The following is a 23498-nucleotide window of genomic DNA, read 5'->3' as shown; positions in this document are numbered from 1 at the left end:
CCTGGCTTGGAGCGCGCCAGTGGCATGGACTGCGGGCAATAACTGAAGCAGGTCTTCAGACCGCGGGGGCGCTGGGCGGCTCCACGCCCAGGTGCAGATACGCCGCCTTGGTCGCGATGCGCCCGCGCGGCGTGCGCTGCAGATAGCCCTGCTGGATCAGATAGGGCTCGATCACGTCCTCGATGGTTCCCGACTCCTCGCCTATGCTGGCCGCGATGTTGTCCAGCCCCACGGGGCCACCGTCAAAGCGGTGGATCACGGCTTCGAGCAGTTTGCGGTCCATCACGTCGAAGCCCTGCGGGTCGACGTCGAGCATGGCCAGCGCGCGGTTGGCGATGTCCTGGGTGATGCGGCCGTCGCCCTTGACGTCGGCGTAGTCGCGCACGCGCCGCAGCAGCCGGTTGGCGATGCGCGGCGTGCCGCGCGAGCGGCGCGCGATCTCCCAGCCGCCTTCGGCGTCCAGCGGCACGCCCAGCAGGCCCGCGCTGCGCACGACGATGCGCGCGAGCTCTTCGGATGTATAGAACTCGAGCCGCGCGACAATGCCGAAGCGGTCGCGCAGCGGGTTGGTGAGCATGCCCGCGCGCGTGGTCGCGCCGACCAGCGTGAACGGCTGCAGGTCGAGCTTGATCGAGCGCGCGGCCGGGCCTTCGCCGATCATGATGTCGATCTGGTAGTCCTCGAGCGCGGGGTAGAGGATTTCCTCGACCACGGGCGACAGCCGGTGGATCTCGTCGATGAACAGCACATCGTTGGCTTCGAGGTTGGTCAGCAGCGCCGCGAGGTCCTTGGGCTTTTCGAGCACCGGCCCGCTGGTCTGGCGCAGGTTCACGCCGAGTTCGGCGGCGATGATGTGCGACAGCGTGGTCTTGCCCAGGCCCGGCGGGCCGAACAGCAGCACATGGTCCAGCGCCTCGCCGCGCTTTCTCGCCGCGCCGATGAAGATCTCGAGCTGCTCGCGCGCCTTGGCCTGGCCCACGTACTCCTGCAGCAGCTTGGGGCGCAGCGCGCGCTCCATCGCCTCTTCATGGTGCGACAGCGGCGCGGCAGATATTGCGCGCTTCGGGGGCGCGGGCGCGAAATCGTCGGTATGGATGGTCATGGCTTATTTTGCCAATGCCTGCAGCGCGCGCTTGATGCCGTCGCTGACCCCGATATCGGGCGGCAGGGCCTTGAGCGCGGCCGCGGCCTCCTTGTCGTTGTAGCCCAGGGCCAGCAGCGCCTGCAGGATGTCGTTCTGGTGCTCGTTGGTGAACAGCGATTTCGAGCCCATGTCGGCGCCGATCTTGCCCTTGAGCTCGAGCAGCAGCCGCTCGGCGGTCTTCTTGCCTATGCCCGGCACCTTGATCAGCCGCCCCATTTCCTGCAGCGTCACCGCCTGGGCCAGATCCTCGACGCCGATGCCGCTGATGATGGCCAGCGCCGTGCGCGGGCCCACGCCCGTGATCTTGATCAGCTCGCGGAAAGTCTCGCGCTCGCTGGATGTGCCAAAACCGAACAGCAGCTGCGCATCCTCGCGCACGATGAAGTGCGTGAGCAGGCCCACCTGGGCCCCGGTCGCGGGCAGGTTGTAGAAGGTGCTCATGGGCACCTGCACCTCGTAGCCCACGCCGTGGCAGTCCACCAATACCGTGGGCGGGTTTTTCTCCAGCAGCGTGCCGGTCAATTTGCCTATCATTGAAGTCCTTTGCCGCCCCGTTGGCAGCTCTAGTCTGGAATTATCCGCGTGATCCTGCGCCACACCTTCACTCCCCACCACAACACCCGCCTGGGCCACCTCTGCGGCCCGGCCGACGCGCACCTGCGCACCATAGAAACCGCGCTCAAGGTGGCCATTGCCCACCGCCACGAGCAGTTCAAGATCGACGGCCCCAAGGCCCGCGCGCAGCAGGCGCTGGAAATGCTGCAGGCGCTCTACGAGATGGCGGATGACCCGATTCCCGAAGCCCACCTGCAGCTGATGCTCGCGGGCGACGCCGAACTGGTCGAGGCGCCGGCAGGCGCGATCCAGCTGTCGACGCGCCGCGCCGACCTGCGCGCGCGCACCACCACGCAGAACCTGTACCTCGAGAATATCGCCAGCCACGACATCACGCTGGGCATAGGCCCCGCGGGCACGGGCAAGACCTACCTGGCCGTGGCCTGCGCCGTGGACGCGCTCGAGCGCAGCGCCGTGCAGCGCATCGTGCTCACGCGCCCGGCCGTCGAAGCCGGCGAGCGCCTGGGCTTTCTGCCCGGCGACCTGACGCAGAAGGTCGACCCCTATCTGCGCCCGCTCTACGACGCCCTGTACGACCTCATGGGCTACGAGAAGGTGCAAAAGGCCTTCGAGCGCAATGTGCTGGAGATCGCGCCGCTGGCCTTCATGCGCGGGCGCACGCTCAACAACGCCTTCGTCATTCTGGACGAGGCGCAGAACACCACGCCCGAGCAGATGAAGATGTTCCTCACGCGCATAGGCTTCGGCGCCAAGGCCGTGGTCACGGGCGACGTGAGCCAGATCGACCTGCCCAAGGGCGCGATGAGCGGCCTGATCGACGCCGAGCGCGTGCTCAAGCGCGTCAAGGGCATTGCCGTGACCCATTTCACCAGCGCCGACGTGGTGCGCCACCCGCTGGTCGCGCGCATTGTCGATGCCTACGAAGCGCGCGGCCGCCAGCCCGCGTCGCGCAGCCGCTCGCGCGCCAACGACGATTGAATTTGCCCATGTCTTTGCAACAACTGCAACTCTCCCTGCAATTCGGCCGCTTCGACGCGGCCCCGGCCCACCGCGCGGTGCTGTCCCGCAGCAAGGTCACGCGCTGGATACGCCACGCGCTGGCCGTGGACGCCGAAATCACCGTGCGCATCGTCGACACCGACGAAGGCCAGGCGCTGAACCTCCAGTACCGGCAAAAGGACTACGCAACCAATGTGCTGACCTTCGACTACCAGCAGGAACCCACGGTGATGGCCGACCTGGTGCTGTGCGCCCCCGTGGTCGAGCGCGAAGCGCGCGAGCAGAACAAGACGCTTGAGGAGCACTACGCCCACCTGCTGGTCCACGGCACGCTGCACGCCCAGGGCTGGGACCACGAGACCGGCGAGGAAGATGCCGAGGAGATGGAAGCGTATGAGAGCGACATCATGCGCGAGCTGGGGTTCGAGGACCCTTATCAAAAATAGGCGTTGCGGCGGCGGCTGCCGCGCAAAATAGTCATTACTGTTTTGCGTTGCCGCTGTCGCGCATTTCCCCGCCCCAGCGCAGGTCGCGCACTAAGATGGTGCGCATGACCGGCGACCACGCCGGCAACACAGGGGACATCACATGGGTGAATGGTTTTTGCTGCTCGCGGCAGCATTTGTCGCTGGCGCCTTGAATGCCGTGGCCGGCGGCGGCAGTTTTCTGACGCTGCCCGCGCTGGTGTTCACGGGCGTGCCGCCCGTGGTCGCCAATGCCACGGGGACGGTCGCGCTGCTGCCGGGCTACTTGGCGGGCGCCTGGGGCTTTCGCGAGGACGTGCAGTCGCCACCGGGCCTGTCAATGAAAAGCGTGATCGTGCTGTCGCTGCTTGGCGGCGCGGCCGGGGCGCTGCTGCTGCTGGTCACGCCCGATGCGACGTTTCGCCGCGTCGTGCCCTGGCTGCTGCTGGCCGCGACAGCGATGTTCGCCTTCGGGCCGCAACTGCGCCGCTGGACGGCCGGCGCCGCCCACGACGGCCCGCCTGCGCTCCTGCCGGCCGGCCTGGGCATGCTGGCCGTGGCCATCTACGGCGGCTATTTCAACGGCGGGCTGGGCATTGTGCTGCTGGCGCTGTTCGGCCTGCTGGGCCAGACCCGGCTGGCGGCGATGAACGGCATGAAGAACCTGGTCTCGGCCCTGCTCACAGCGATTGCCGTCGTGGTCTACGCGGCCGGCGGCCTGGTCGAATGGCCGCAGGCGCTGGGCATGATGGTCGCGGCCACGCTGGGCGGCTACGGCGGCGCGCGCCTGGCCCGGCGCATTCCCGCGCCCTGGCTGCGCGCCGGCATTGTCGTCACCGGGCTGGTGATGTCGGCGCTGTTCTTCTGGCAGCAATAGTCGTCACGCGGCTTGCAGGCGGGGCGCGATGCGCAGCGGCACCGTCACCGGCCCGTCATTGACCAGATGCACCTGCATGTCGGCCGCGAAACGGCCGGTCTGCACCGCGCCATGCGCGCAGTGCATGGCTTGGGCCTGCTGCACCAGATAGTCGTAGAGGCGCCGGCCTTCTTCGGGCGCGGCGGCCTGCTTGAAGCTCGGGCGGTTGCCGCTCGCGGTGTCCGCGGCCAGCGTGAACTGGCTCACCAGCAGCAGGCCGCCGGCGACGTCCTGCACGCTGCGGTTCATCTTGCCCTGGTCATCGCCAAAGATGCGCAGCTTGAGCAGCTTGGCCAGCAGCCTGTCGGCCTCGGCTTCGCTGTCGCCGCGCTCGGCGCAGACCAGCACCACCAGGCCGTGGTCTATCCGGCCGCAGACTTCGCCGTCGACTTCCACACGCGCTTCCCGTACGCGCTGCAATACGCTGATCATTTCGCTATTCCCTCTGCAGGCCCGGCTGGGCCTGGGCTTTTTCCAATGCGGTCACCGCCCCTTCGGGCAGCAGTTCAATCGTTGCCTGCAGGCCGACCTGGGTCTGCATCAAGGCAGCTTCGACCTGCTCGCGCTGGCGCGCGGCATGGCCCAGTGTCCAGTCGGCGGGCACATGCATGTGCAGCGTGACAAAGCTGCGCAGGCCCGCGCGGCGCGTGCGCAGATGGTCGAAATGCACCTCGTCGGTCCTGAACCGCGCGAGCTCGGCTTCGATGCGCGCCAGCAACTCGGGCTCGACCGCCTGGTCCATCAGGCCCTGGGACGAGCGCCAGACCAGCTTCACGCCTTCCTTGCAGATGTTCAGTGCGACGGCAATCGCCACCACCGGATCGAGCCACAGCCAGCCCGAGAGGTGCGCGGCCACGAGCCCCACGACCACGCCGACCGAAGTCCAGACGTCGGTCAGCAGATGCCGGGCATCGCCTTCGAGCGCCACCGAACGGTGTACGCGCGCCGAGCGGAACATCACCCAGGCCAATGCGCCATTGAACGCCGTGCTCACCAGCGACAGCGCCAGGCCCCAGCCCAGTTGCTCCAGCGCGGCCGGCGCCTGCAGGCGCAGCACCGCGGCCCAGACGATGGCCAGCGCCGCCGCCATCACCAGGATGCCTTCGAAGCCGGCCGAAAAATACTCGGCCTTGGTATGCCCGTAGGGATGGTCCTCGTCGGCCGGCCGCTGGGCGATGGTGACCATGGTCAGCGCGAAAATCGCGCCGGCCAGATTCACCAGCGACTCCAGCGCATCCGACAGCAGACCGACCGAGCCCGTCATCGCCCAGGCCAGGGTCTTGAGCACAATCGTCAATACGGCCACGGCGACGGACACCCGCAGCAGATTGGAAGGGCTCAGCCAACGCACCGCGCGCGGCGAAATCCACCCCGATTCATCGAGCATGAGATTCACTCCCTGGACATGGACCGGCAGCGCAGCAGCGCCACAAACATGGCGTGGATCGGATTACAGAAGCCGCGCCTTCACGCTCTTGCCCTTGACCCGGCCCGCATTGAGCTTGGCCACGGCGGCCCCGGCGATGCCGCGCTCGACGGCGACATAGGTCGAGAAGTCATTGACGTTGATCTTGCCGATCTGCTCGCGGGTGTAGCCGAAGTCGGCGGTCATCGCGCCCATCACGTCGCCGGCGCGGATCTTCTCGCGGCGCCCGCCGATGATCTGTATGGTCTGCATGGGCGGCACCAGCGGCGCATCGCTGGCCGGCGTGAGTTCGCTCAGCGGGAACCAGCTCGAAGGGCGGCCCTGCAGCACTTCGATCTTGCCGACGTTGCCCATTTCATCGAGGCTGGCGAGGTTCAGCGCCAGGCCTTCGGCATCGCCCCGGCCCGTGCGGCCGACGCGGTGGATATGGATTTCGGAGTCGGGCGTGACATCGACATTGATGACCGCGGCCAGGTTGGAGATGTCGAGGCCGCGCGCGGCCACGTCGGTCGCGACCAGCACCGAGCAGCTGCGGTTGGCGAACTGCACCAGCACTTCGTCGCGCTCGCGCTGCTCGAGCTCGCCGTAGAGCGCCAGCGCGCTGAAGCCCTGGGCCTGCAGCAGGCCGACCAGGTCGCGGCACTGCTGCTTGGTATTGCAAAAGGCAATGCTCGACTCGGGCCGGAAATGCAGCAGCAGGTCGGCCACGGCCTGCAGGCGCTGGCCTTCGGCGACTTCGTACCAGCGCTGCGCGATCTTGCCTTCGCTGTGCTGGGCCTGCACGGTGATGCGCTGGGGCTGCTTCATGAAGCGCGCGCTCAGGTCGGCGATGCCTTCGGGATAGGTCGCCGAGAACAGCAGCGTCTGGCGTTCGGCCGGGCACTTGCGCACCACGGTCTCGATGTCGGCATGAAAGCCCATGTCGAGCATGCGATCGGCTTCGTCGAGCACCAGGGTATTGAGGCCGGCCAGGTCGAGCGCGCCGCGCTCCATCAGGTCCATGACCCGGCCCGGCGTGCCGACCACGATGTGCGCGCCGTTTTCCAGGCTCGCGATCTGCGCGCGCGAAGGCACGCCGCCATACACCGTCACGACCTTGATGTTGTCGTGCGCCCGGGCGAGGCGGCGGATTTCCGTCGCCACCTGGTCGGCGAGCTCGCGCGTCGGGCACAGCACCAGCGATTGCACGGCGAACCAGCGCGGATTGAGCCGGGTCAGCAGCGTCAGGCCGAAGGCCGCGGTCTTGCCGCTGCCGGTGCTGGCCTGGGCGATCAGATCCTTGCCCAGCAGCGCGGGCGGCAGACTCGCGGACTGGATGGGCGTCATCTGGTGGTAGCCCAGCTGCTGCAGATTGTCGAGCATCGCAGGGCTGAGGGCCAGTGTGTCGAAACCGGTACTGGCGGAGGAAGAAGAGGCGTTCATGGGCCCGATTATCCCGGGTCACGCCCGGCCAGTGCGGCGCAGGGCTGTAGAGGCAAGGACTTGCCCCCTGCGTCATTGCGTCCGGTTACGTTATAAACAGGGTATTCCCATAGGAAGGCACATGCCACCCAGCCCCAGTGCGCCCAGCCTCAGCGACAGCAATGCCATGCTGCGCCTCATCATCGATGCGGCGACAGGAATGATGGCCTATTTCGAGGCCGAAACGCTGTGCTGCCGCTTTGCCAACCATGCGTATGCGACCTATTACGGCTTCGAGCCGGGCGAGATGCTGGGCAAGCATCCCTGGGAGATCATGGGAGCGGAAAGCTGGCAGGCCATCGCCGTGCATGTGGAGCGCAGCCTGCGCGGCGAACATGTGCGCTACATACGCCAGGCGCGCTCGCCGCAGGGCCTGCCGCGGGAAATCGAAGTGCGCATCACGCCGCACCTGGAACAGGACAGGCTGCGCGGCGCGGTGGTGCAGGTGATCGACCTGAGCCTGGGCCGCTCGGTGCAGCAGCAGCTCGACGAGAGCGAGGAGCGCATGCGGCTGTTTTCCGCCGCCACCCATGAAGCCATTCTGATCCACCGCGAAGGCGTGGTGCTCGATGCGAATGCGGCCATGCTGCGGCTCATAGGCTACAGCCTCGAAGAGCTCCGCGGCCAGTCGGCGCTGCAGTATCTGGACAAGGAATTCTGGCCGCTGGCACTTGAAGGCATTCAGAGCCGGCGCAGTACTTCCTACAAGGCCACCGTCAGGCACAAGGACGGCCACAGCATTCCCGTCGAGATCGACGGCCTGCCCATGCCCGGCGGCGACGGCGCGCAGGACTTCCGCCTGGTCGTGATCCGTGACGTCACGGCCCACCAGCAGGCCCAGGCCCAGATGCGCTTCCTCGCCGAGCACGACGCGCTCACCCGGCTGCCCAACCGCTGGTATCTGAGCGAGCAGCTCGGGCAGTTGATCACCCGCGCGCGCCAGGAGAACCTCGCGGTGGCGGTGCTGAGCCTGGACCTCAAGCATTTCTCGGCGATCAACGATTCGCTGGGCCACCAGGCGGGCGATCAGGTGCTGTGCGAAGTCGCCCAGCGCCTGTGCAGCTGCGTGCGCGGCACCGATCTGGTGGCGCGCGCGGGCAGCGATGAATTCATCGTCGTGCTCGCCGGCGGCACGTCGCGCGCGGAAGCCGAACTGATCACCCGGCAGATGGTCGCGATGCTCGAAATGCCCTGCCATGTGGCCGCGCAGCAGTTGGTCATCGCTCCCGCGATCGGCATTGCGATCTTCCCCGAGGACGGCGAAAACGTCGAGGCCCTGCTGCGCAATGCAGGCGCGGCGCGCTATCTGGCCAAGGACAACAGCCACCAGCCGTTCGCGTTCTACACGCCCGCGCTCGAAAGCCGCGCCAGCCGCATGCTCAACCAGGAGCAGCTGCTGCGCCAGTCGATTGCCCTGGGCGGGTTCGAGCTGCATTACCAGCCCCAGGTGCGCACCGACAACGGCGCGCTCGCGGGCTTCGAGGCGCTGGTGCGCTGGCGCCATCCGGAGCGCGGGCTGGTCAGCCCCGAGGAGTTCGTCGCGCTGGCCGAGGCCCGCGGCCTGATCACCGCCATCGACCGCTGGGTGCTGCGCCAGGCCTGCCGCGAAGCCTGCGCCTGGTATGCGCAGGGCATGCCGCGCGTGCCCGTCGCGGTGAACATGTCGGCGCAGGAATTTCGCCACAGCGACCTGGCCAGCGATGTCGCCGCGGTGCTCGCCGAAACCGGCCTGCCCGCGCAGCTGCTGCACATCGAGCTCACCGAAAGCACGCTGATGCATTCCGACGCCCAGGTCCAGCGCACGCTGCACGCGCTGCAGCAGCAGGGCGTGCAGATGGCGATCGACGATTTCGGCACCGGCTACTCGTCGCTGGCCTACCTCAAGCGCCACCCGATTCACCAGCTCAAGATCGACCGCTCGTTCATCACCGACCTGCCCGGGAACGAAGACGACGCGGCCATCGTCACGGCCATCGTGCAGATGGCCAGGAGCCTGCGCCTGCGCACCGTCGCCGAAGGCGTGGAAACGCCCGAGCAGTTCGCGCTGCTGCGCACGCTGGGCTGCGAGATGGCCCAGGGATACCACATCGCGCCGCCCATGCCGGCCGAGCAGGCGCTGCAATGGCAGAAAGATTACTGTCATCCGCAGCAGGCACAATAGGCCATGGAACAGTTCACGCACGACCGTGCCATCACCCGGCACACCACTCCAGAGCAGGCGCTCACCCACATTCAACAGCTCTACCGTGAGCAGGTCGGGCATCTGCGCGACGCGATGCAGCGCTTTGTCGCCGGCGAAACGCCGTCCTCGCCCATCCATGCGTTCTACCCCAAGGTGCGGGTCCATACCCACACCGTGGCGCGCGCCGACACCACGCTGGCCTATGGTTTTGTCGAGGGCCCGGGCATCTACGAAGCCACGCTCACGCGGCCCGACCTGTTCGCCGAGTACTACGCCGAACAGCTGCGCCTGCTGCGCGCGAGCCATGACATGGATTTCGAAGTCGGCCTGAGCGACAAGCCGATTCCCATCCATTTCTCCTTCGCCGAGAACGACCACATCGAAGGCTCGCTCACGCCCCAGCGCCGCATGCTGATGCGCGATGTGTTCGACCTGCCCGACCTCGAGGCCATGGACGACGGCATCGCCAACGGCACCTGGCAGCCCGAGCCCGGTGGCGCCATGCCGCTGTCGCTGTTCACCGCGCCGCGCGTCGACTATTCGCTGCACCGGCTGCGCCACTACACCGGCACCGCGCCCGAGTGGTTCCAGAACTTCGTGCTGTTCACCAACTACCAGTTCTACATCGACGAGTTCATTCGCCTGGGCCATGCCGAAATGGCCAAGCCCGACAGCGAATACATCGCCTTCGTCGAGCCCGGCAACGTGGTCACGCGCCGCACCGGCCTGCCCGCGCAAGCCATCGACGAACTCGGCAGCCCGCCGCCGCGCCTGCCGCAAATGCCCGGCTACCACCTGGTGCGCGCCGACAGCAGCGGCATCACCATGGTCAACATCGGCGTCGGCCCGGCGAATGCCAAGACCATCACCGACCACATCGCCGTGCTGCGCCCGCATGCCTGGATGATGCTGGGCCACTGCGCGGGCCTGCGCAACAGCCAGCAGCTCGGCGACTACGTGCTGGCCCACGCCTATGTGCGCGAAGACCATGTGCTCGACGAGGAACTGCCGCTGTGGGTGCCGATTCCGGCGCTGGCCGAAATCCAGGTCGCGCTGCAGCAGGCCGTGGCCGACGTGACGCAGATGCCCGGCAGCGACCTCAAGCGCATCATGCGCACCGGCACCGTGGCCAGCACCGACAACCGCAACTGGGAGCTGCTGCCCAACAACACGCCCCAGCGCCGCTTCAGCCAGAGCCGCGCCGTGGCGCTGGACATGGAAAGCGCGACCATCGCCGCCAACGGCTTTCGCTTTCGCGTGCCCTACGGCACGCTGCTGTGCGTCAGCGACAAGCCGCTGCACGGCGAAATCAAGCTGCCCGGCATGGCCAACCACTTCTACCGCGAGCGCGTGGACCAGCATCTGCGCATAGGCATGCGCGCCATCGACATCCTGCGCGCGGGCGGCATAGAGCGGCTTCACAGCCGCAAATTGCGCAGCTTTGCGGAAGTCGCCTTCCAATGAACGCGACCGTGCGCTGCGCCTGGGCGGGCGCGGACCCGCTGATGCAGCACTACCACGACACCGAATGGGGCGTGCCGGTGCGCGATGCGCGCATGCTGTGGGAGACGCTGATGCTCGAAGGCTTCCAGGCCGGGCTGTCGTGGGAGATCATCCTGCGCAAGCGCGAAGCTTTCCGCGAGGCCTTTGCCGGCTTCGACCCGCAGGCCGTGGCCGCCTTCGGTGCGCAGGACATCGAGCGGCTGATGGGCAATGCCGGCATCGTGCGCGCGCGCGCCAAGATCGAGGCAACGATTCGCGGCGCGCAGATCTACCTCGAGATGCAGGCGCGCGGCGAAGACTTCGCCGACTACTGCTGGTCGTTCACCAAGGGCCAGCCCCTGCCGGGCACGGGCCATGCGACGCAGACCGCGCTGTCCGCGCTGATCTCCAAGGACATGAAGCGCCGCGGCTTCAAGTTTGTCGGGCCGACCATCGTCCACGCCTGGATGCAGGCCGTGGGCATGGTCAACGACCATGCCCCCGCGTGCTTTCGGCACCAGCAGGTGACGGCAGCGCCAAAGGGCACCTGAGGACCGAAGCCGCTGAGGTCGCGACATTGCGGCGATTTGGCGGTGCTCGCGGCGTGATGCCTGCCCGCCCATGGGGCACGACAGGCATGGGAGCGGTGTTCGGGCGGCGTGGGCTCAGGCCAGCCGCGGCTTGACCTTGCTGGCCGCGAGCCGGGCGCGCGCGCGTGCCAGCTCGACATCGTCGTGGCGCGCCAGCGCCACGCCCATGCGGCGCCGGGCGAAGCTCTCGGGCTTGCCGAACAGGCGCAGGTCGGTGCCGGGCACGGCCAGGGCTTCCTCGACGCCGTCGAACACCATGTTCTCGCCGTCGACGCCGCCATAGATCACCGCGCTCGCGCCCGCGTTGCGCAGCGAGGTGTCGACCGACAGGCCCAGAATCGCGCGCGCATGCAGCTCGAACTCGCTTTGCCACTGCGTGCTCAGCGTGACCAGGCCGGTATCGTGCGGGCGCGGGCTGACTTCGCTGAACCAGACTTCGTCGCCGCGCACGAACAGCTCCACGCCATACAGGCCCAGGCCCGCGGGCTGGCCGTCGCGGTCCATGCCCAGGTTGTGGGTCACGGCCAGCGCAATCGCCTGGGCGCGGTCCAGCGCCGTCGGCGCCATCGCCTGGGGCTGCCAGCTCTCGATGTAGTCGCCGCTTTGCTGCAGATGGCCCACAGGTGCGCAGAAATGCGTGTGCACCTGGCCGTCGGCGCCGCGCGCGCGCACCGTCAGCAGCGTGATTTCGTAGTCGAAATCGATGAAGCCTTCGACGATCACGCGGCCATGGTTGACCCGGCCACCGGCCATGGCCGTATCCCAGGCCGCAGCCACGTCCTGCGGGCCGTCGATCTTGCTCTGGCCCTTGCCCGAGCTGCTCATCACGGGCTTGACCACGCAGGGATAGCCGATCGCCGCCTGGCCGTCATGGCCGTCGATCGCGGCCTGCAATTGCGCCAGCGAGTCGCAGAAACGATAGGGGCTGGTCGGCACGCCCAGCGTTTCGGCCGCGAGGCGGCGAATGCCTTCGCGGTCCATGGTCAGGCGCGCAGCGCGTGCCGTGGGCACGACGCGCACCACGCCCGCGGCTTCGAGTTCCTCGAGCATGGGCGTGGCGATCGCCTCGATCTCGGGCACGACCCAGCCAGGGCGCTCCTGCTCGATCAAGGCCTTGAGCTGCGCGGGGTCGCTCATCGCAATCGTGTGCGCGCGGTGCGCGACCTGGTGGCCGGGCGCGTTCTCGTAGCGGTCCACGGCAATCGTCTCTACGCCCAGGCGCTGCAAGGCGATCAACACCTCCTTGCCGAGTTCGCCGCTGCCCAGCAGCATGACTTTGGTGGCATGGGAAGAAAGCGGGGTTCCTAGAGTCGTCATGGCAATCGATCCGTAAAAGACAAAGAAGTCCGGGGGCCGGCCATCCGGAGGCCGGCCATCCGGGGGCCGGCCCGGCGCAGGCTGCGCGCCGGCAGCAGGCGTGATTCTTACGCATTTGCGCGCGCCGGTGACGCCTTCCCCCCTATTTTCACGGGTACAAAAAATGGCGATGCACCAGCGCGGTGCGCGGTGCAATGGTGCATTGCAACATCCGCGCCTGCGCAAAGCGCACCCCGGCGCCGATTCCCGATACCATCACGCGGTCCAATTTACTTTGTGGAGACTTTCCAAATGGCGATTCAAACTGTCGGGATCATCGGCGCAGGCACCATGGGCAACGGCATCGCGCAGGCGTGCGCGGTCTCGGGCATCGACGTGGTGATGGTGGATATCTCGGACGCAGCGGTACAAAAAGGCCTGGCCACCGTGTCCGGCAGCCTCGACCGCCTGATCAAGAAAGAGAAAATCAGCGAAGCCGACAAGGCGGCGGCGCTGGCCCGCATCAAGACCTCGACGCGCTACGAAGACCTGCAGTCCGCGCAGATCGTGATCGAAGCCGCGACCGAGAACTTCGCGCTCAAGGTCAAGATACTGCAACAGATCGACGCGCTGCTCGCGCCTGAAGTGATACTCGCATCGAACACCTCGTCGATCTCGATCACCCAGCTCGCCGCGATCACCAGCCGCGCCGACCGCTTCATCGGCATGCACTTCTTCAACCCCGTGCCCATGATGGCGCTGGTCGAGATCATCCGCGGCCTGCAGACCAGCGACGCGACGCATGACAGCGTCAAGGAACTGTCGCTGCGCCTGGGCAAGAGCCCGATCACCGTCAAGAACGCGCCCGGCTTCGTCGTCAACCGCATCCTGGTGCCGATGATCAACGAAGCGTTCTTCGTGCTCTCCGAAGGCCTGGCCACGCCCGAAGACATCGACGCCGGCATGAAGCTCGGCTGCAACCAGCCCATAGGCCCGCTGGCGCTGGCCGACATGATCGGCCTGGACGTGTGCCTGGCCGTGATGGAGGTCTACCTCGAGCAGTTCGGCGACAGCAAGTACCGCCCCTGCCAGCTGCTCAAGGAAATGGTCGCCGCCGGCCGCCTGGGCCGCAAGACCGGCCGCGGCGTATACCAGTACTGACCCGCTGAGCCGCTGGCGCGGCTGTGCATCGTGGCGCCCCGCCGTCTGTGTAAGGAGGACAATAGCGGGCATGACCATGCCCTCTATTGCCGATACGCCCAGCGCCCACCCTTACGAACAGCTCACACCCGATGTGGTGCTGGACGCGCTGGCCTCGGTCGGCCTCTACGGGGATGGGCGGCTCACGGCGCTGGGCTCGTACGAGAACCGGGTCTACCAGGTGTTTCTCGATGACGGCGAACGCGTGGTCGCGAAGTTCTACCGGCCAGGCCGCTGGAGCGCGGCGCAGATCGGCGAAGAACATGCGTTTTCAGCGCAACTCGAAGCCGCCGAGATTCCGGCCGTGGGCCCGCTGACGCTGCAGGGCGCGACCTTGCACCAGCATGCGGGCTTTGCATTCTCGGTCAGCCCCTGGCGCGGCGGGCGCCAGCCCGAGCTCGACGATTTCGAAGTGCTTGAATGGATCGGCCGCTTTCTCGCGCGTATCCACACCGTCGGCGCGTCCCAGCCTTTCGTCACCCGCCCTCAGCTCAATCTGCAGAGCTTTGGCCAGGACTCGCTCGACTGGCTGCTGGCGCAGCAAATGATTCCGCTGGAAGCCGAAACCGCCTGGCGCACGGCCTGCGAGCAGGCGCTCACGCTGATCGCCGGGCGCGCAAGCTCCAAAAACGAGATGCGTCCTTTCGGCCTCGAGGACGCGACCCACATCCGTCTGCATGGCGACTGCCATCCGGGCAATATTCTCTGGACGCCCGTGGACGAGGCCGCAGGCACGGGCGGGCCGCATTTCGTCGACCTCGACGACGCGCGCATGGGCCCGGCCGTGCAGGACCTGTGGATGCTGCTGTCCGGCGACCGCCGCCAGCGCACGCAGCAGCTCGGCGCACTGCTCGACGGCTATGAGCAGTTCCGCACTTTCGACCGGCGCGAACTGGTGCTGATCGAGCCGCTGCGCACCCTGCGGCTGATCCACTACAGCGCCTGGCTCGCGCGCCGCTGGGAAGACCCGATCTTCGCGATCAACTTCCCCTGGTTCGGCAGCCCCGACTACTGGCGCGGCCAGACCGACATGCTCATCGAACAGATCGAAGCCATGCAGGAGGCGCCGCTGGTGGCTTGAGGCTTCTCAGCGCCCGTTGCAACCGCCATAGACCTGGCAGCCGGGTACGGCCCTGCCCTGGGCGTCCTGCCACTGGCGTACGGCGCCCGGTGCGGGCACCGATTCGGGCAGGGGAGCCGCCGCAGGCGCGCTGGCATTCGGGTCATGCAGCACCGTCGAACGGCCCACACCAACGCCGACCGACGCCGGCCCCACGGGCGCCGACACGCCCACGCCCGCATGGCCCGTGACCCGGCCGCCGGGTTGCACGCCCACACCGACACCCACCGGCCCCACGCCCGTGCCCACGCCCAGGCTCGGGCCGCCGCTGCCCACGCCCACGCCTACCGACAACGGCCCGACCGGGATGCCAATGCCTACGCCCATGGAGTTGCAGCCGGCGAGGATGACAAGCAGGGCAGCCGTTGCGGCAAGGCGGGGGATGGGGAGTTGGTACATGGGGATCATTTTGCAGCAGATAGGCGTTTGGGCGGTTAGCCCTGCGCGGATGTCTGGCTTGTGCCTTTCTGCTGGAGGGCGGGCCGTCCACCCTTCGACGCGGCCGGCCAGGCAAGCTCTCAAGAAACAGCTTTTTTTGTCAACTAAATCAATGACTTAGAAAGGACGTAATTTGAGCAAACAGCAGCTGACTATGGGCGGCCTACTCTCAAAATACCGACCCTTCGACAAGCTCAGGGCGAGCGGGTAAAAACCGTTCGTGGTGAGCCCGTCGAACCATGAACGGCCTGTCCTCAAGCCACTCGCAAAAACAGAAAATCCCCTGGCCTGAAAGCACAGGGGATTTGCAGGGGAGCGCAGCCGGAAATTACACCAGCAATGCGTTCACGCGCTTGACGTAAGCCGCCGGGTCTTCGGGCAAACCGCCTTCGGCCAGCAGCGCCTGGTCGAACAGGATGTGGGCCAGGTCATGGAAGTGCACCGAGCCGTCGAGCTTCCTGACCAGCGGGTGCTCGGCGTTGACTTCGAGCACGGGCTTGATTTCGGGCGCGGCCTGGCCGGCCTGCTTGAGCAGGCGGGCGAGCTGGTTGCTCATCGCGTCGTCCTTGACCACCAGGCAGGCCGGGGAGTCGACCAGGCGCGTGGTCACGCGCACGTCGTCGGCCTTGTCCTTGAGCGCATCCTTGAGCTTGGCCAGCAGCGGCTTGAACGCTTCGGCGGCTTCTTCGGCAGCCTTCTTCTCGGCCTCGTCCTGCAGGTCGCCCAGATCCACCGCACCCTTGGCCACGGACTGCAGCGGCGTGCCGTCGAATTCGGTCAGGTAGTTCAGTGCCCACTCGTCGACGCGGTCGGTCATCAAGAGCACTTCAATGCCCTTCTTCTTGAAGACTTCGAGTTGCGGGCTGTTCTTGGCCGCGGCCAGGGTGTCGGCCGTGATGTAGTAGATCGCGTCCTGGCCCGGCTTCATGCGCGCCCTGTAGTCGGCGAACGAGACAGTCGCGCCATCGCTCGTGGTCGAGGCGAAGCGCAGCAGCTTGGCCAGGCGTTCGCGGTTGGCGAAGTCCTCGCCCAGGCCTTCCTTGAGCACGGCGCCGAACTCGGCGTAGAACTGGCTGTACTTGCCTTCCTTGGCCTTGTCGTCTTCGCTGACCACGTCCGTGACACCGTCGGCATCGGCTGCCGCGGCATCGGCCGCCGCAGGCAGGTGCTGGTCGTGCCTGGCCAGGTCTTCGAGCATGGACAGCACGCGCTTGGTCGAGCCTTCGCGGATCAGCTTCACGTCGCGGCTTTCCTGCAGCAGTTCGCGGCTGACGTTGAGCGGCAGGTCGGCCGAGTCGATCACGCCCTTGACGAAGCGCAGGTAGCTGGGCAGCAGCGCTTCGGCGTCGTCCATGATGAACACGCGCTTGACGTAGAGCTTCACGCCCGCCTTCTTGTCGCGGTTCCAGAGGTCGAACGGGGCCTTGGCCGGAATGAACAGCAGCTGCGTGTACTCGGCATTGCCTTCGACGCGGTTGTGCGCCCAGGTCAGCGGGTTCTCGGAATCATGGCTGATCGCGCGGTAGAACTCCTGGTATTGCTCCTGGGTCACGTCCTTCTTGGGGCGGGTCCACAGGGCGCTCGCCTGGTTGACGGTTTCCCACTCGCCGGTCTTGACCATGCCGCCGGGCTGGCGGCCGCCGTTCTCGTCACCGGGAACGAGCAGCTCGCCGTCTTTCCACTCTTCCTTTTCCATCAGGATGGGCAGGCTGATGTGGTCGGAATACTTGCCGATGATCTGCTTGATCTTCCAGGCGTTGAGGTATTCGTCGGCGTCGTCGCGCAGGTGCAGCGTGACCGAGGTGCCGCGCTGGGCGCGCGTGATCTGCTCGACTTCGAAGTCGCCCGTGCCGCCGCTGGCCCAGCGCACGCCCTCGTTGGCCGGCAGGCCCGCGCGGCGCGATTCGACGGTGATCCTGTCGGCGACGATATAGCCCGAATAGAAGCCCACGCCGAACTGGCCGATGAGCTGGGCGTCGGACTGCTGGTCGCCCGAGAGCTTGCGCATGAAGTCCTTGGTGCCGCTCTTGGCGATCGTGCCCAGGTGTTCGATGGCTTCCTGCTGGCTCATGCCTATGCCGTTGTCGGCGATGGTCAGCGTGCGCGCGGCCTGGTCGAACGAGACCCGCACTTCGAGCTGGGGCTGGTCTTCGTAGAGGGCCGTGTTGTTCAGCGCTTCGAAGCGCAGCTTGTCGCACGCGTCGGACGCGTTCGAGACCAGCTCGCGCAAAAAGATTTCCTTGTTGGAGTACAGCGCGTGCGTCACCAGATGCAACAGCTGCGCGACTTCGGCCTGGAAGGAATGGGTTTGCTTGCTCATAGGGTGGAAATGGATTTTCTTGCGGGTTGCGACTTCAAACTAGGCTGCAGATAGGGCCTGGCCCCGGATTATCAAGCCTGGTGCGAGCGATGAAAAAAAAGGGAGCGCCAGGCGCTCCCTTCTTCAGGTGTCGAAGACAAGGGCTCAGAAGCTCTCGTCCGCACCCAGATAACGCCATTGGCCCACGGGCAGGTTGCCCAGCACGACGCGGCCGATGCGGATGCGCTTGAGGCCCACGACCTTGAGGCCGACCTGCTCGCACATGCGGCGGATCTGGCGCTTCTTGCCTTCGGTCAGCACGAAGCGCAGCTGCTCGGGGTTCTGCCAGTCGACCTTGGCGGGCTGGAGCGGCTGGTCGTCGAGCGACAGGCCGTGGCACAGCAGCGCGAGCTGGTCTGCGGGGAAGCGTTCCTGGACATTGACCTGCACGTCGCCATAGACCACGCGCACCAGGTATTCCTTTTCCATCACCGAATCTTCGCCGATCAGCTGGCGCGCCACGCGGCCGTCCTGCGTCAGCACCAGCAGGCCCACCGAATCGATGTCCAGGCGACCGCAGGGCGCGAGGCCCTTGAGCTGCGCGAAGTTGAAACGCGTGGGGCTGCCGTCCTGGTTCCAGCGGCTTTGCGCATTGAGCAGGGCCACGGCGGGCGTATGGCCGTCTTCGGCCTGGCCGCTGACATAGCCCATGGGCTTGTGCATCAGGATGGTGACCTGCTGGTCCTGCACGCCCTTGGCGGCTTCGTCGACCGTGATGCGGTCGGACGGCATGACCATCACGCCCATGGCGGCCACTTCGCCATTCACGCGCACCCAGCCCTTTTCGACCCAGTCATCCGCTTCGCGGCGCGAGCACAGGCCCATGTCGGCCATGCGCTTGTTGATGCGCACCGAGCCGGGCGCGGATTCCTGCGGCGCTGCCGCCTGGGGCGGGCGCTTGACGGGAATCTTGCGCGCGTCGTCGCCCGTGGGCACCTGGTAGGTGCGGATGCCGGTGAACGGACGGCGCGGCGCTTCATCGCTGTGGTCGTCACGGCCGCCGCGCTCGGCACCGGGGCCGAAGGAACGGCCTGCGGGACGCGCGCGCTCGCCACCGCCCGAACGGCGGTCGTCGACACGCGGCTGGGCGGGACGGCCTTCGCCGCCACGGTCATCGCGGCCAGGGCCGCGGCTGTCGAAGCGCGGACCATCCTGGCGCGGGCCGCCACGGCCCTCGAAGCGCGGCGCGCCATCGGGACGGCCGAAACCGCCACCCTCACGGCCACCACCTTCGCGCGGGCCGTCCTGACGCGGACCGCTGGAACGCGGACCGTCCTGGCGTGGACCGCCACCTTGCGGTGCGCCACGGAAATCATCGCGGCGTTCAAAACGCGGCGCGCCATCGGGACGGCCGAAACCGCCGCCTTCGCGGGGTCCGTCCTGGCGTGGACCGCCGCGGAAATCGTCACGGCGCGGGCCGCCCCGCCCTTCGAAGCGCGGCGCGCCATCGGGACGGCCGAAACCGCCACCTTCGCGGGGTCCGTCCTGACGGCCACCACCTTCGCGCGGGCCGCTGGAACGCGGGCCGTCCTGGCGCGGACCGCCACCTTGCGGTGCGCCACGGAAATCATCGCGGCGCGGGCCGGCCCGCCCTTCGAAGCGCGGCGCGCCATCGGGACGACCAAAACCGCCGCCTTCACGACCACCACCTTCGCGCGGGCCGCTGGAACGCGGGCCATCCTGGCGTGGACCGCCCTGGCGCGGGCCGCCGCGGGGATCATCGCGGCGTTCAAAGCGCGGTGCACCCGAAGGGCCGCGCTGGCGGTCGCCATAGGGAGCGGAAGAACGGGCGGCGCCATCACGGCTGCCACCGGGTTTGCCTGCGCGTCCCCCGGCACCGCCGCCCGTGGAACGGGCAGCGGGCGCCGGCGCTGCCGGCTTGGAAGAGATGCGCAAGGTGGCACGCGGCCCGGAGGCAGGCGTGCGGGGGGAAGATGGGGAGGAAGACATTTGCCGCTATTGTCGCCGCCCTGCCCCGCGGCTGCTCGTTACCACACGTTATGTCACGTAGATGACGGTAGAAACCAGCATCCACACTCTGCAGCCGGTGCAAAAAGGAACGCCAGGGCAGCGCGTGGCGCGGCGATTAGCCGAGTAAGGACAAGGGGCAATCCATTCAATCGCCCACTGCCACGCCCTCGGGATGTGAAGCTGTCATGAATTGCGCATTGCGCAGCGCCGCGAGATCGAGCACGCGCAGGCCGCCGTACTCGATGCGGATCGCACCCTGGTCCTGCAGGTTGGCCAGGGCCTCGTTCACGCGCTGGCGCGACAACCCGACCAGGTACGCCAGCTCCTGCTGGGTGATGCGCAGCACCTGGCCCATGCCCGGGTAGAGCACGGGATTGAAGAACGCCGCGAGGCTGCGCGCCACGCGCACTTCGGGGCTCCCCATGCGGTCGTTCTCGCGCGCGGCGATGAACTGCCCCAGCCGTTCATTGAGCTGCTCGAGCACGAAACGGTTGAACGTCAGCGAATGGTCGAGCAGCCAGTGGAAGGTGTCGATCGGCAGGCCCGCGACCACGCTCTTGCGCAGCGCCTGGATGTTGTAGCGGTAAGGCTCGCGCTTGACGACCGTGCCTTCGCCTATCCAGCCGCCCGGCGGCACGCCGGTGAATGTCACCGTCTGGCCCTGCTCGTTGTCGGCGCAGATCTTGAGCAGGCCTTCGACCAGGCCGAACCAGTAGGTCACGGGCCGGCCGACACGGCAGATGTAGTCGCCGGGCAAGGCGTCGCCAACCAGCAGCGCGGCCTCGGCGCGCGCGCGTTCATGCGGCTGCAGCACGCTCAGCCAGGAAATATTGCGCAACTCTTGGGGCGTGGGTTCTCTGCGGCGCTGGTGCAAGGACAGGTCGTGACTCATGGCCATGAGCATGGCCCCCAAACCCCGAGTTGCGGATCGGGGATTTCCCCCCGGCTGCAACGACCATAGGGGCTGGCGCTGCGCGCGTTTTCCCGCTAAGGAGTTTCCCCTGGATTGTCATCGTCAAGACAAAAAGGCGTCAAACCCCTTCCTAAGATCGAGCACAACCAAGCAATATCCGCCTTTGCTTACGTCAAGCCCAGGCTGTTCACTTTCCAAGGAAACGCAATGACCATCACGTTCCCGCATTTGCTGCAAAGGCATGCCGCCGAACGCCCGGGCGCGCCTGCGCTGCGGGAGAAGGAATACGGCATCTGGCAGACCTGGAGCTGGCAGCAGGTAGCGCAAGAAGTGCGCCACTTCGCCTGCGGCCTCACGACGCTGGGTTTCACCCGCGGCCAGAACCTCGCACTGATCAGCGACAACCGCCCCCATGTCTACATGGGCTTTGTCGCCGTGCAGAGCCTGGGCGGCGTGCCGATTCCACTCTACCAGGATGCAGTGGCCGCCGAGATGACGTTCGTGCTGCAGGACGCCGACATCGCGTTTGCTTTCGCCGAGAACCAGGAGCAGGTCGACAAGCTGCTGGAAATCCGCGAGAGCGTGCCCGGCATCCGCCACATCATTTACGACGACCCGCGCGGCCTGCGCCATTACGACCAGCCCGGCCTGATCAGCACCGCCGAGCTGATCGCGCGTGGCGCCCAATGGGACGCAGCCCACCCCGGCGCCTGGGAGAGCGCACTCGCCCAGGTCCAGCCCGACGACGTCTCGGTCATCCTCTACACCTCGGGCACCACGGGCAAGCCCAAGGGTGTGTGCCAGACCCATGCGAGCTTCGCGCAGTCGGCGATGGGCGGCGTGCAGGTCGACGGCCTGAATGCCAGCGACAACGTCATTTCCTACCTGCCGCCGGCCTGGGTCGGCGACCACCTGTTCTCGCTGGCCCAGTGGCTGGTCGCGGGCTTCACCATCAACTGCCCCGAATCGGCGGCGACGGTGTCCATCGACCTGCGCGAGATCGGCCCGACCTACTACTTCGCGCCGCCACGCATCTTCGAAGGCATGCTGACTTCGGTGTCCATCCGCATGGAAGATGCGGCAGCCCCCAAGCGCTGGCTGTTCGAGCGCTGCATGCAGCTTGCGCAGCGCGTAGGCTCGGACATTCTCGACGGCAAGCCCGTGGGTTTCCTCGACCGCGCGCTCTACCGGCTCGGCGACTTCGCTATCTACGGGCCGCTGCGCAATGTGATGGGGCTGTCGCACATCCGCGTGGCCTACACCGCGGGCGCGGCCATCGGCCCCGACCTGTTCCGCTTCTTCCGCTCCATCGGCATCAACCTCAAGCAGCTCTACGGCCAGACCGAAACCTGCGCCTATGTCTGCATCCAGCACAACGGCCAGGTCAAGCTGCACACCGTGGGCCAGGCCGCTCCCGGCATCGAGCTCAAGCTCGCCGACAACGGCGAAGTGCTGGTGCGCGGCGTGTCGGTGCTCAAGGAGTACTACAAGCGCCCCGACGCCACGGCCGAAGCGATCGACGAGCAGGGCTACTTCCACACCGGTGACGCGGGCGTGATCGACGCCGACGGCCACCTGCGCATCATCGATCGCGCCAAGGACGTGGGCAGGACCAACGCCGGCGCGATGTTCGCGCCCAACTACATCGAGAACAAGCTCAAGTTCTTCTCGCACATCAAGGAAGCGGTGTGCTTCGGCCACCAGCGCGACCAGGTCTGCGCGTTCATCAACATCGACTACGAAGCCGTGGGCAACTGGGCCGAGCGCCAGGGCCTGCCCTATGGCGGCTATGTCGACCTGACGTCCAAGCCCCAGGTGCAGGCGCTGATCGCCGAATGCATCGCCAAGGTCAACGGCGACCTGGCGAGCGAGGACGGCATGGCCGGCACGCAGATCGCGCGCTTCCTGGTGCTGCACAAGGAGCTCGACCCGGACGACGACGAGCTCACCCGCACCCGCAAGGTGCGCCGCAATTTCATCGCCGACAAGTACGGCGTGCTGGTCGACGCGCTGTATGCGGGCCGTACCGAGCAGTTCATCACCACCCAGGTCAAGTTCGAAGACGGGCGCACCGGCAACCTGAGCGCGACGCTCAACCTGCTGGACGCCAAGACCTTTGCCCCGGCCAAGGCCGCCGCTTAACGCCGCCCAAGGAACCGCATGCGCACCCAACCCATAGGCGATGTCATCCTCGACATCAACAACCTCAGCCTGCGCTTCGGCGGCGTCAAGGCGCTGACCGACATTTCGTTCGATGTGCGCGAGCACGAGATTCGCGCGATCATCGGACCGAACGGCGCGGGCAAGAGCTCGATGCTCAACTGCATCAACGGCGTCTACACGCCGTCCGAAGGCAGCATCACCTTCCGCGGCAAGACCTTCTCGCACATGAACAGCCGCCAGGTCGCCGAAATGGGCGTGGCGCGCACGTTCCAGAACCTGGCGCTGTTCAAGGGCATGAGCGTGATCGACAACATCATGACCGGCCGCAACCTGAAGATCAAAAGCAATCTGCTGATGCAGGCGCTGCACATCGGGCCGGCCGCGCGCGAAGAGGCCAGGCACCGCGAGTTCGTCGAGCACATCATCGACTTCCTCGAAATCCAGGCCTACCGCAAGACGCCCGTGGGCCAGCTGCCCTACGGCCTGCAAAAGCGCGTCGACCTGGGCCGGGCGCTGGCCATGGAGCCGCAGGTGCTGCTGCTCGACGAGCCCATGGCCGGCATGAACGTCGAGGAAAAGCAGGACATGTGCCGCTTCATCCTCGACGTCAACGACGAGTACGGCGCGACCATCGTGCTGATCGAGCACGACATGGGCGTGGTGATGGACATCTCCGACCGCGTGGTCGTGCTCGACTACGGCAAGAAGATAGGCGACGGCGAGCCGCTCGCCGTTCGCAACAACCCCGACGTCATCCGCGCCTATCTGGGCAACTCGCACTAAAGCGCACAGGAGAGC

Annotated in this window: 20 protein-coding genes; 10 read left to right on the top strand and 10 right to left on the bottom strand. The window is 66.9% G+C overall.

The genetic code is table 11. The annotated features are described in order from the left end of the window. Window positions 1–55: 55 nt before the first annotated feature. Window positions 56–1102 carry a Holliday junction branch migration DNA helicase RuvB gene (ruvB, locus tag GVL12_RS05475; RefSeq protein WP_159911669.1) on the bottom strand — a complete coding sequence of 349 codons (1047 nt, stop codon included), beginning with the start codon at window positions 1100–1102 and terminating at the stop codon, window positions 56–58. Window positions 1103–1105: 3 nt separating this feature from the next. Beyond that, entirely contained in the window at window positions 1106–1678 is a 573-nt protein-coding gene (gene ruvA, locus GVL12_RS05470) for a Holliday junction branch migration protein RuvA (protein ID WP_159911667.1), read from the bottom strand. A gap of 48 nt (window positions 1679–1726) precedes the next feature. Here ruvA and GVL12_RS05465 point away from each other — a divergent pair, with 48 nt between their 5' ends. The 3 genes from GVL12_RS05465 (at window position 1727) to GVL12_RS05455 (ending at window position 4060) form a co-directional block, all read left to right on the top strand. After that, the gene (locus GVL12_RS05465; protein ID WP_159911665.1) at window positions 1727–2698 is read left to right on the top strand and encodes a PhoH family protein; all 972 of its coding nucleotides are present in this window, start codon (window positions 1727–1729) and stop codon (window positions 2696–2698) included. An 8-nt stretch (window positions 2699–2706) separates the two neighbouring features. After that, window positions 2707–3165 carry an rRNA maturation RNase YbeY gene (gene ybeY, locus GVL12_RS05460; protein ID WP_159911663.1) on the top strand — a complete coding sequence of 153 codons (459 nt, stop codon included), beginning with the start codon at window positions 2707–2709 and terminating at the stop codon, window positions 3163–3165. Between the two features lie 142 nt (window positions 3166–3307). Then, window positions 3308–4060 carry a sulfite exporter TauE/SafE family protein gene (locus GVL12_RS05455; RefSeq protein WP_159911661.1) on the top strand — a complete coding sequence of 251 codons (753 nt, stop codon included), beginning with the start codon at window positions 3308–3310 and terminating at the stop codon, window positions 4058–4060. Window positions 4061–4063: 3 nt separating this feature from the next. Here GVL12_RS05455 and dtd read toward each other — a convergent pair whose 3' ends face one another. The 3 genes from dtd to dbpA all read right to left on the bottom strand — a co-directional run bounded on the left by dtd (window position 4064) and on the right by dbpA (window position 6947). Continuing rightward, window positions 4064–4531, bottom strand: coding sequence for a D-aminoacyl-tRNA deacylase (dtd, locus tag GVL12_RS05450; RefSeq protein WP_159911659.1), 468 nt, complete (start codon window positions 4529–4531; stop codon window positions 4064–4066). A 4-nt stretch (window positions 4532–4535) separates the two neighbouring features. Then, a complete protein-coding gene (locus GVL12_RS05445; protein ID WP_159911657.1) occupies window positions 4536–5486 on the bottom strand; it encodes a cation diffusion facilitator family transporter in 951 nt (316 codons plus the stop codon). Between the two features lie 63 nt (window positions 5487–5549). Then, entirely contained in the window at window positions 5550–6947 is a 1398-nt protein-coding gene (gene dbpA / locus GVL12_RS05440) for an ATP-dependent RNA helicase DbpA (protein ID WP_159911655.1), read from the bottom strand. Window positions 6948–7068: 121 nt separating this feature from the next. Between dbpA and GVL12_RS05435 the strand changes: the two genes are divergently transcribed. The 3 genes from GVL12_RS05435 to GVL12_RS05425 are packed head-to-tail and all read left to right on the top strand — an operon-like array spanning window position 7069 to window position 11201. After that, on the top strand, window positions 7069–9147 hold the full coding sequence (locus GVL12_RS05435; protein ID WP_159911653.1) for a bifunctional diguanylate cyclase/phosphodiesterase: 2079 nt from the start codon (window positions 7069–7071) through the stop codon (window positions 9145–9147). Between the two features lie 3 nt (window positions 9148–9150). After that, window positions 9151–10632 (top strand): AMP nucleosidase, encoded by a 1482-nt coding sequence (locus tag GVL12_RS05430; protein ID WP_159911651.1) that lies wholly within the window; start codon window positions 9151–9153, stop codon window positions 10630–10632. Next, window positions 10629–11201: a DNA-3-methyladenine glycosylase I gene (locus tag GVL12_RS05425; RefSeq protein WP_159911649.1), complete on the top strand. Its 573-nt coding sequence runs from the start codon at window positions 10629–10631 to the stop codon at window positions 11199–11201. The genes GVL12_RS05430 and GVL12_RS05425 overlap by 4 nt, the downstream gene beginning before the upstream one ends. A 114-nt stretch (window positions 11202–11315) precedes the next feature. Here GVL12_RS05425 and purT read toward each other — a convergent pair whose 3' ends face one another. Continuing rightward, the gene (gene purT, locus GVL12_RS05420) at window positions 11316–12557 is read right to left on the bottom strand and encodes a formate-dependent phosphoribosylglycinamide formyltransferase (RefSeq protein ID WP_159911647.1); all 1242 of its coding nucleotides are present in this window, start codon (window positions 12555–12557) and stop codon (window positions 11316–11318) included. A 291-nt stretch (window positions 12558–12848) separates the two neighbouring features. Between purT and GVL12_RS05415 the strand changes: the two genes are divergently transcribed. Together GVL12_RS05415 and GVL12_RS05410 are read left to right on the top strand one after the other, a co-directional pair. After that, on the top strand, window positions 12849–13697 hold the full coding sequence (locus GVL12_RS05415) for a 3-hydroxybutyryl-CoA dehydrogenase (protein ID WP_159911645.1): 849 nt from the start codon (window positions 12849–12851) through the stop codon (window positions 13695–13697). 70 nt (window positions 13698–13767) lie between these two features. Further along, on the top strand, window positions 13768–14817 hold the full coding sequence (locus GVL12_RS05410; RefSeq protein ID WP_159911643.1) for a serine/threonine protein kinase: 1050 nt from the start codon (window positions 13768–13770) through the stop codon (window positions 14815–14817). A gap of 6 nt (window positions 14818–14823) precedes the next feature. Here GVL12_RS05410 and GVL12_RS05405 read toward each other — a convergent pair whose 3' ends face one another. The 4 genes from GVL12_RS05405 to GVL12_RS05390 form a co-directional block, all read right to left on the bottom strand. Further along, a complete protein-coding gene (locus GVL12_RS05405) occupies window positions 14824–15255 on the bottom strand; it encodes a hypothetical protein (protein WP_200843508.1) in 432 nt (143 codons plus the stop codon). A gap of 367 nt (window positions 15256–15622) precedes the next feature. Further along, window positions 15623–17614: a molecular chaperone HtpG gene (gene htpG / locus GVL12_RS05400; RefSeq protein ID WP_159911639.1), complete on the bottom strand. Its 1992-nt coding sequence runs from the start codon at window positions 17612–17614 to the stop codon at window positions 15623–15625. 144 nt (window positions 17615–17758) lie between these two features. Then, window positions 17759–19549, bottom strand: a complete 1791-nt coding sequence (locus tag GVL12_RS05395) for a pseudouridine synthase (protein WP_235033805.1) — start codon at window positions 19547–19549, stop codon at window positions 17759–17761. A 220-nt stretch (window positions 19550–19769) separates the two neighbouring features. Further along, entirely contained in the window at window positions 19770–20516 is a 747-nt protein-coding gene (locus tag GVL12_RS05390) for a Crp/Fnr family transcriptional regulator (protein ID WP_200843507.1), read from the bottom strand. A gap of 228 nt (window positions 20517–20744) precedes the next feature. Between GVL12_RS05390 and GVL12_RS05385 the strand changes: the two genes are divergently transcribed. After that, the gene (locus tag GVL12_RS05385) at window positions 20745–22679 is read left to right on the top strand and encodes an AMP-binding protein (protein WP_159911636.1); all 1935 of its coding nucleotides are present in this window, start codon (window positions 20745–20747) and stop codon (window positions 22677–22679) included. Between the two features lie 18 nt (window positions 22680–22697). Next, window positions 22698–23483 carry an ABC transporter ATP-binding protein gene (locus tag GVL12_RS05380; protein ID WP_159911635.1) on the top strand — a complete coding sequence of 262 codons (786 nt, stop codon included), beginning with the start codon at window positions 22698–22700 and terminating at the stop codon, window positions 23481–23483. Window positions 23484–23498 lie beyond the last annotated feature (15 nt).

It is taken from the genome of Pantoea sp. 18069 (assembly GCF_902706035.1).
Lineage (GTDB): Bacteria > Pseudomonadota > Gammaproteobacteria > Burkholderiales > Burkholderiaceae_C > Comamonas.
The sequence above is the reverse complement of the archived record's forward strand: the minus strand, read 5'-3'. Positions and strand labels throughout refer to the sequence as shown.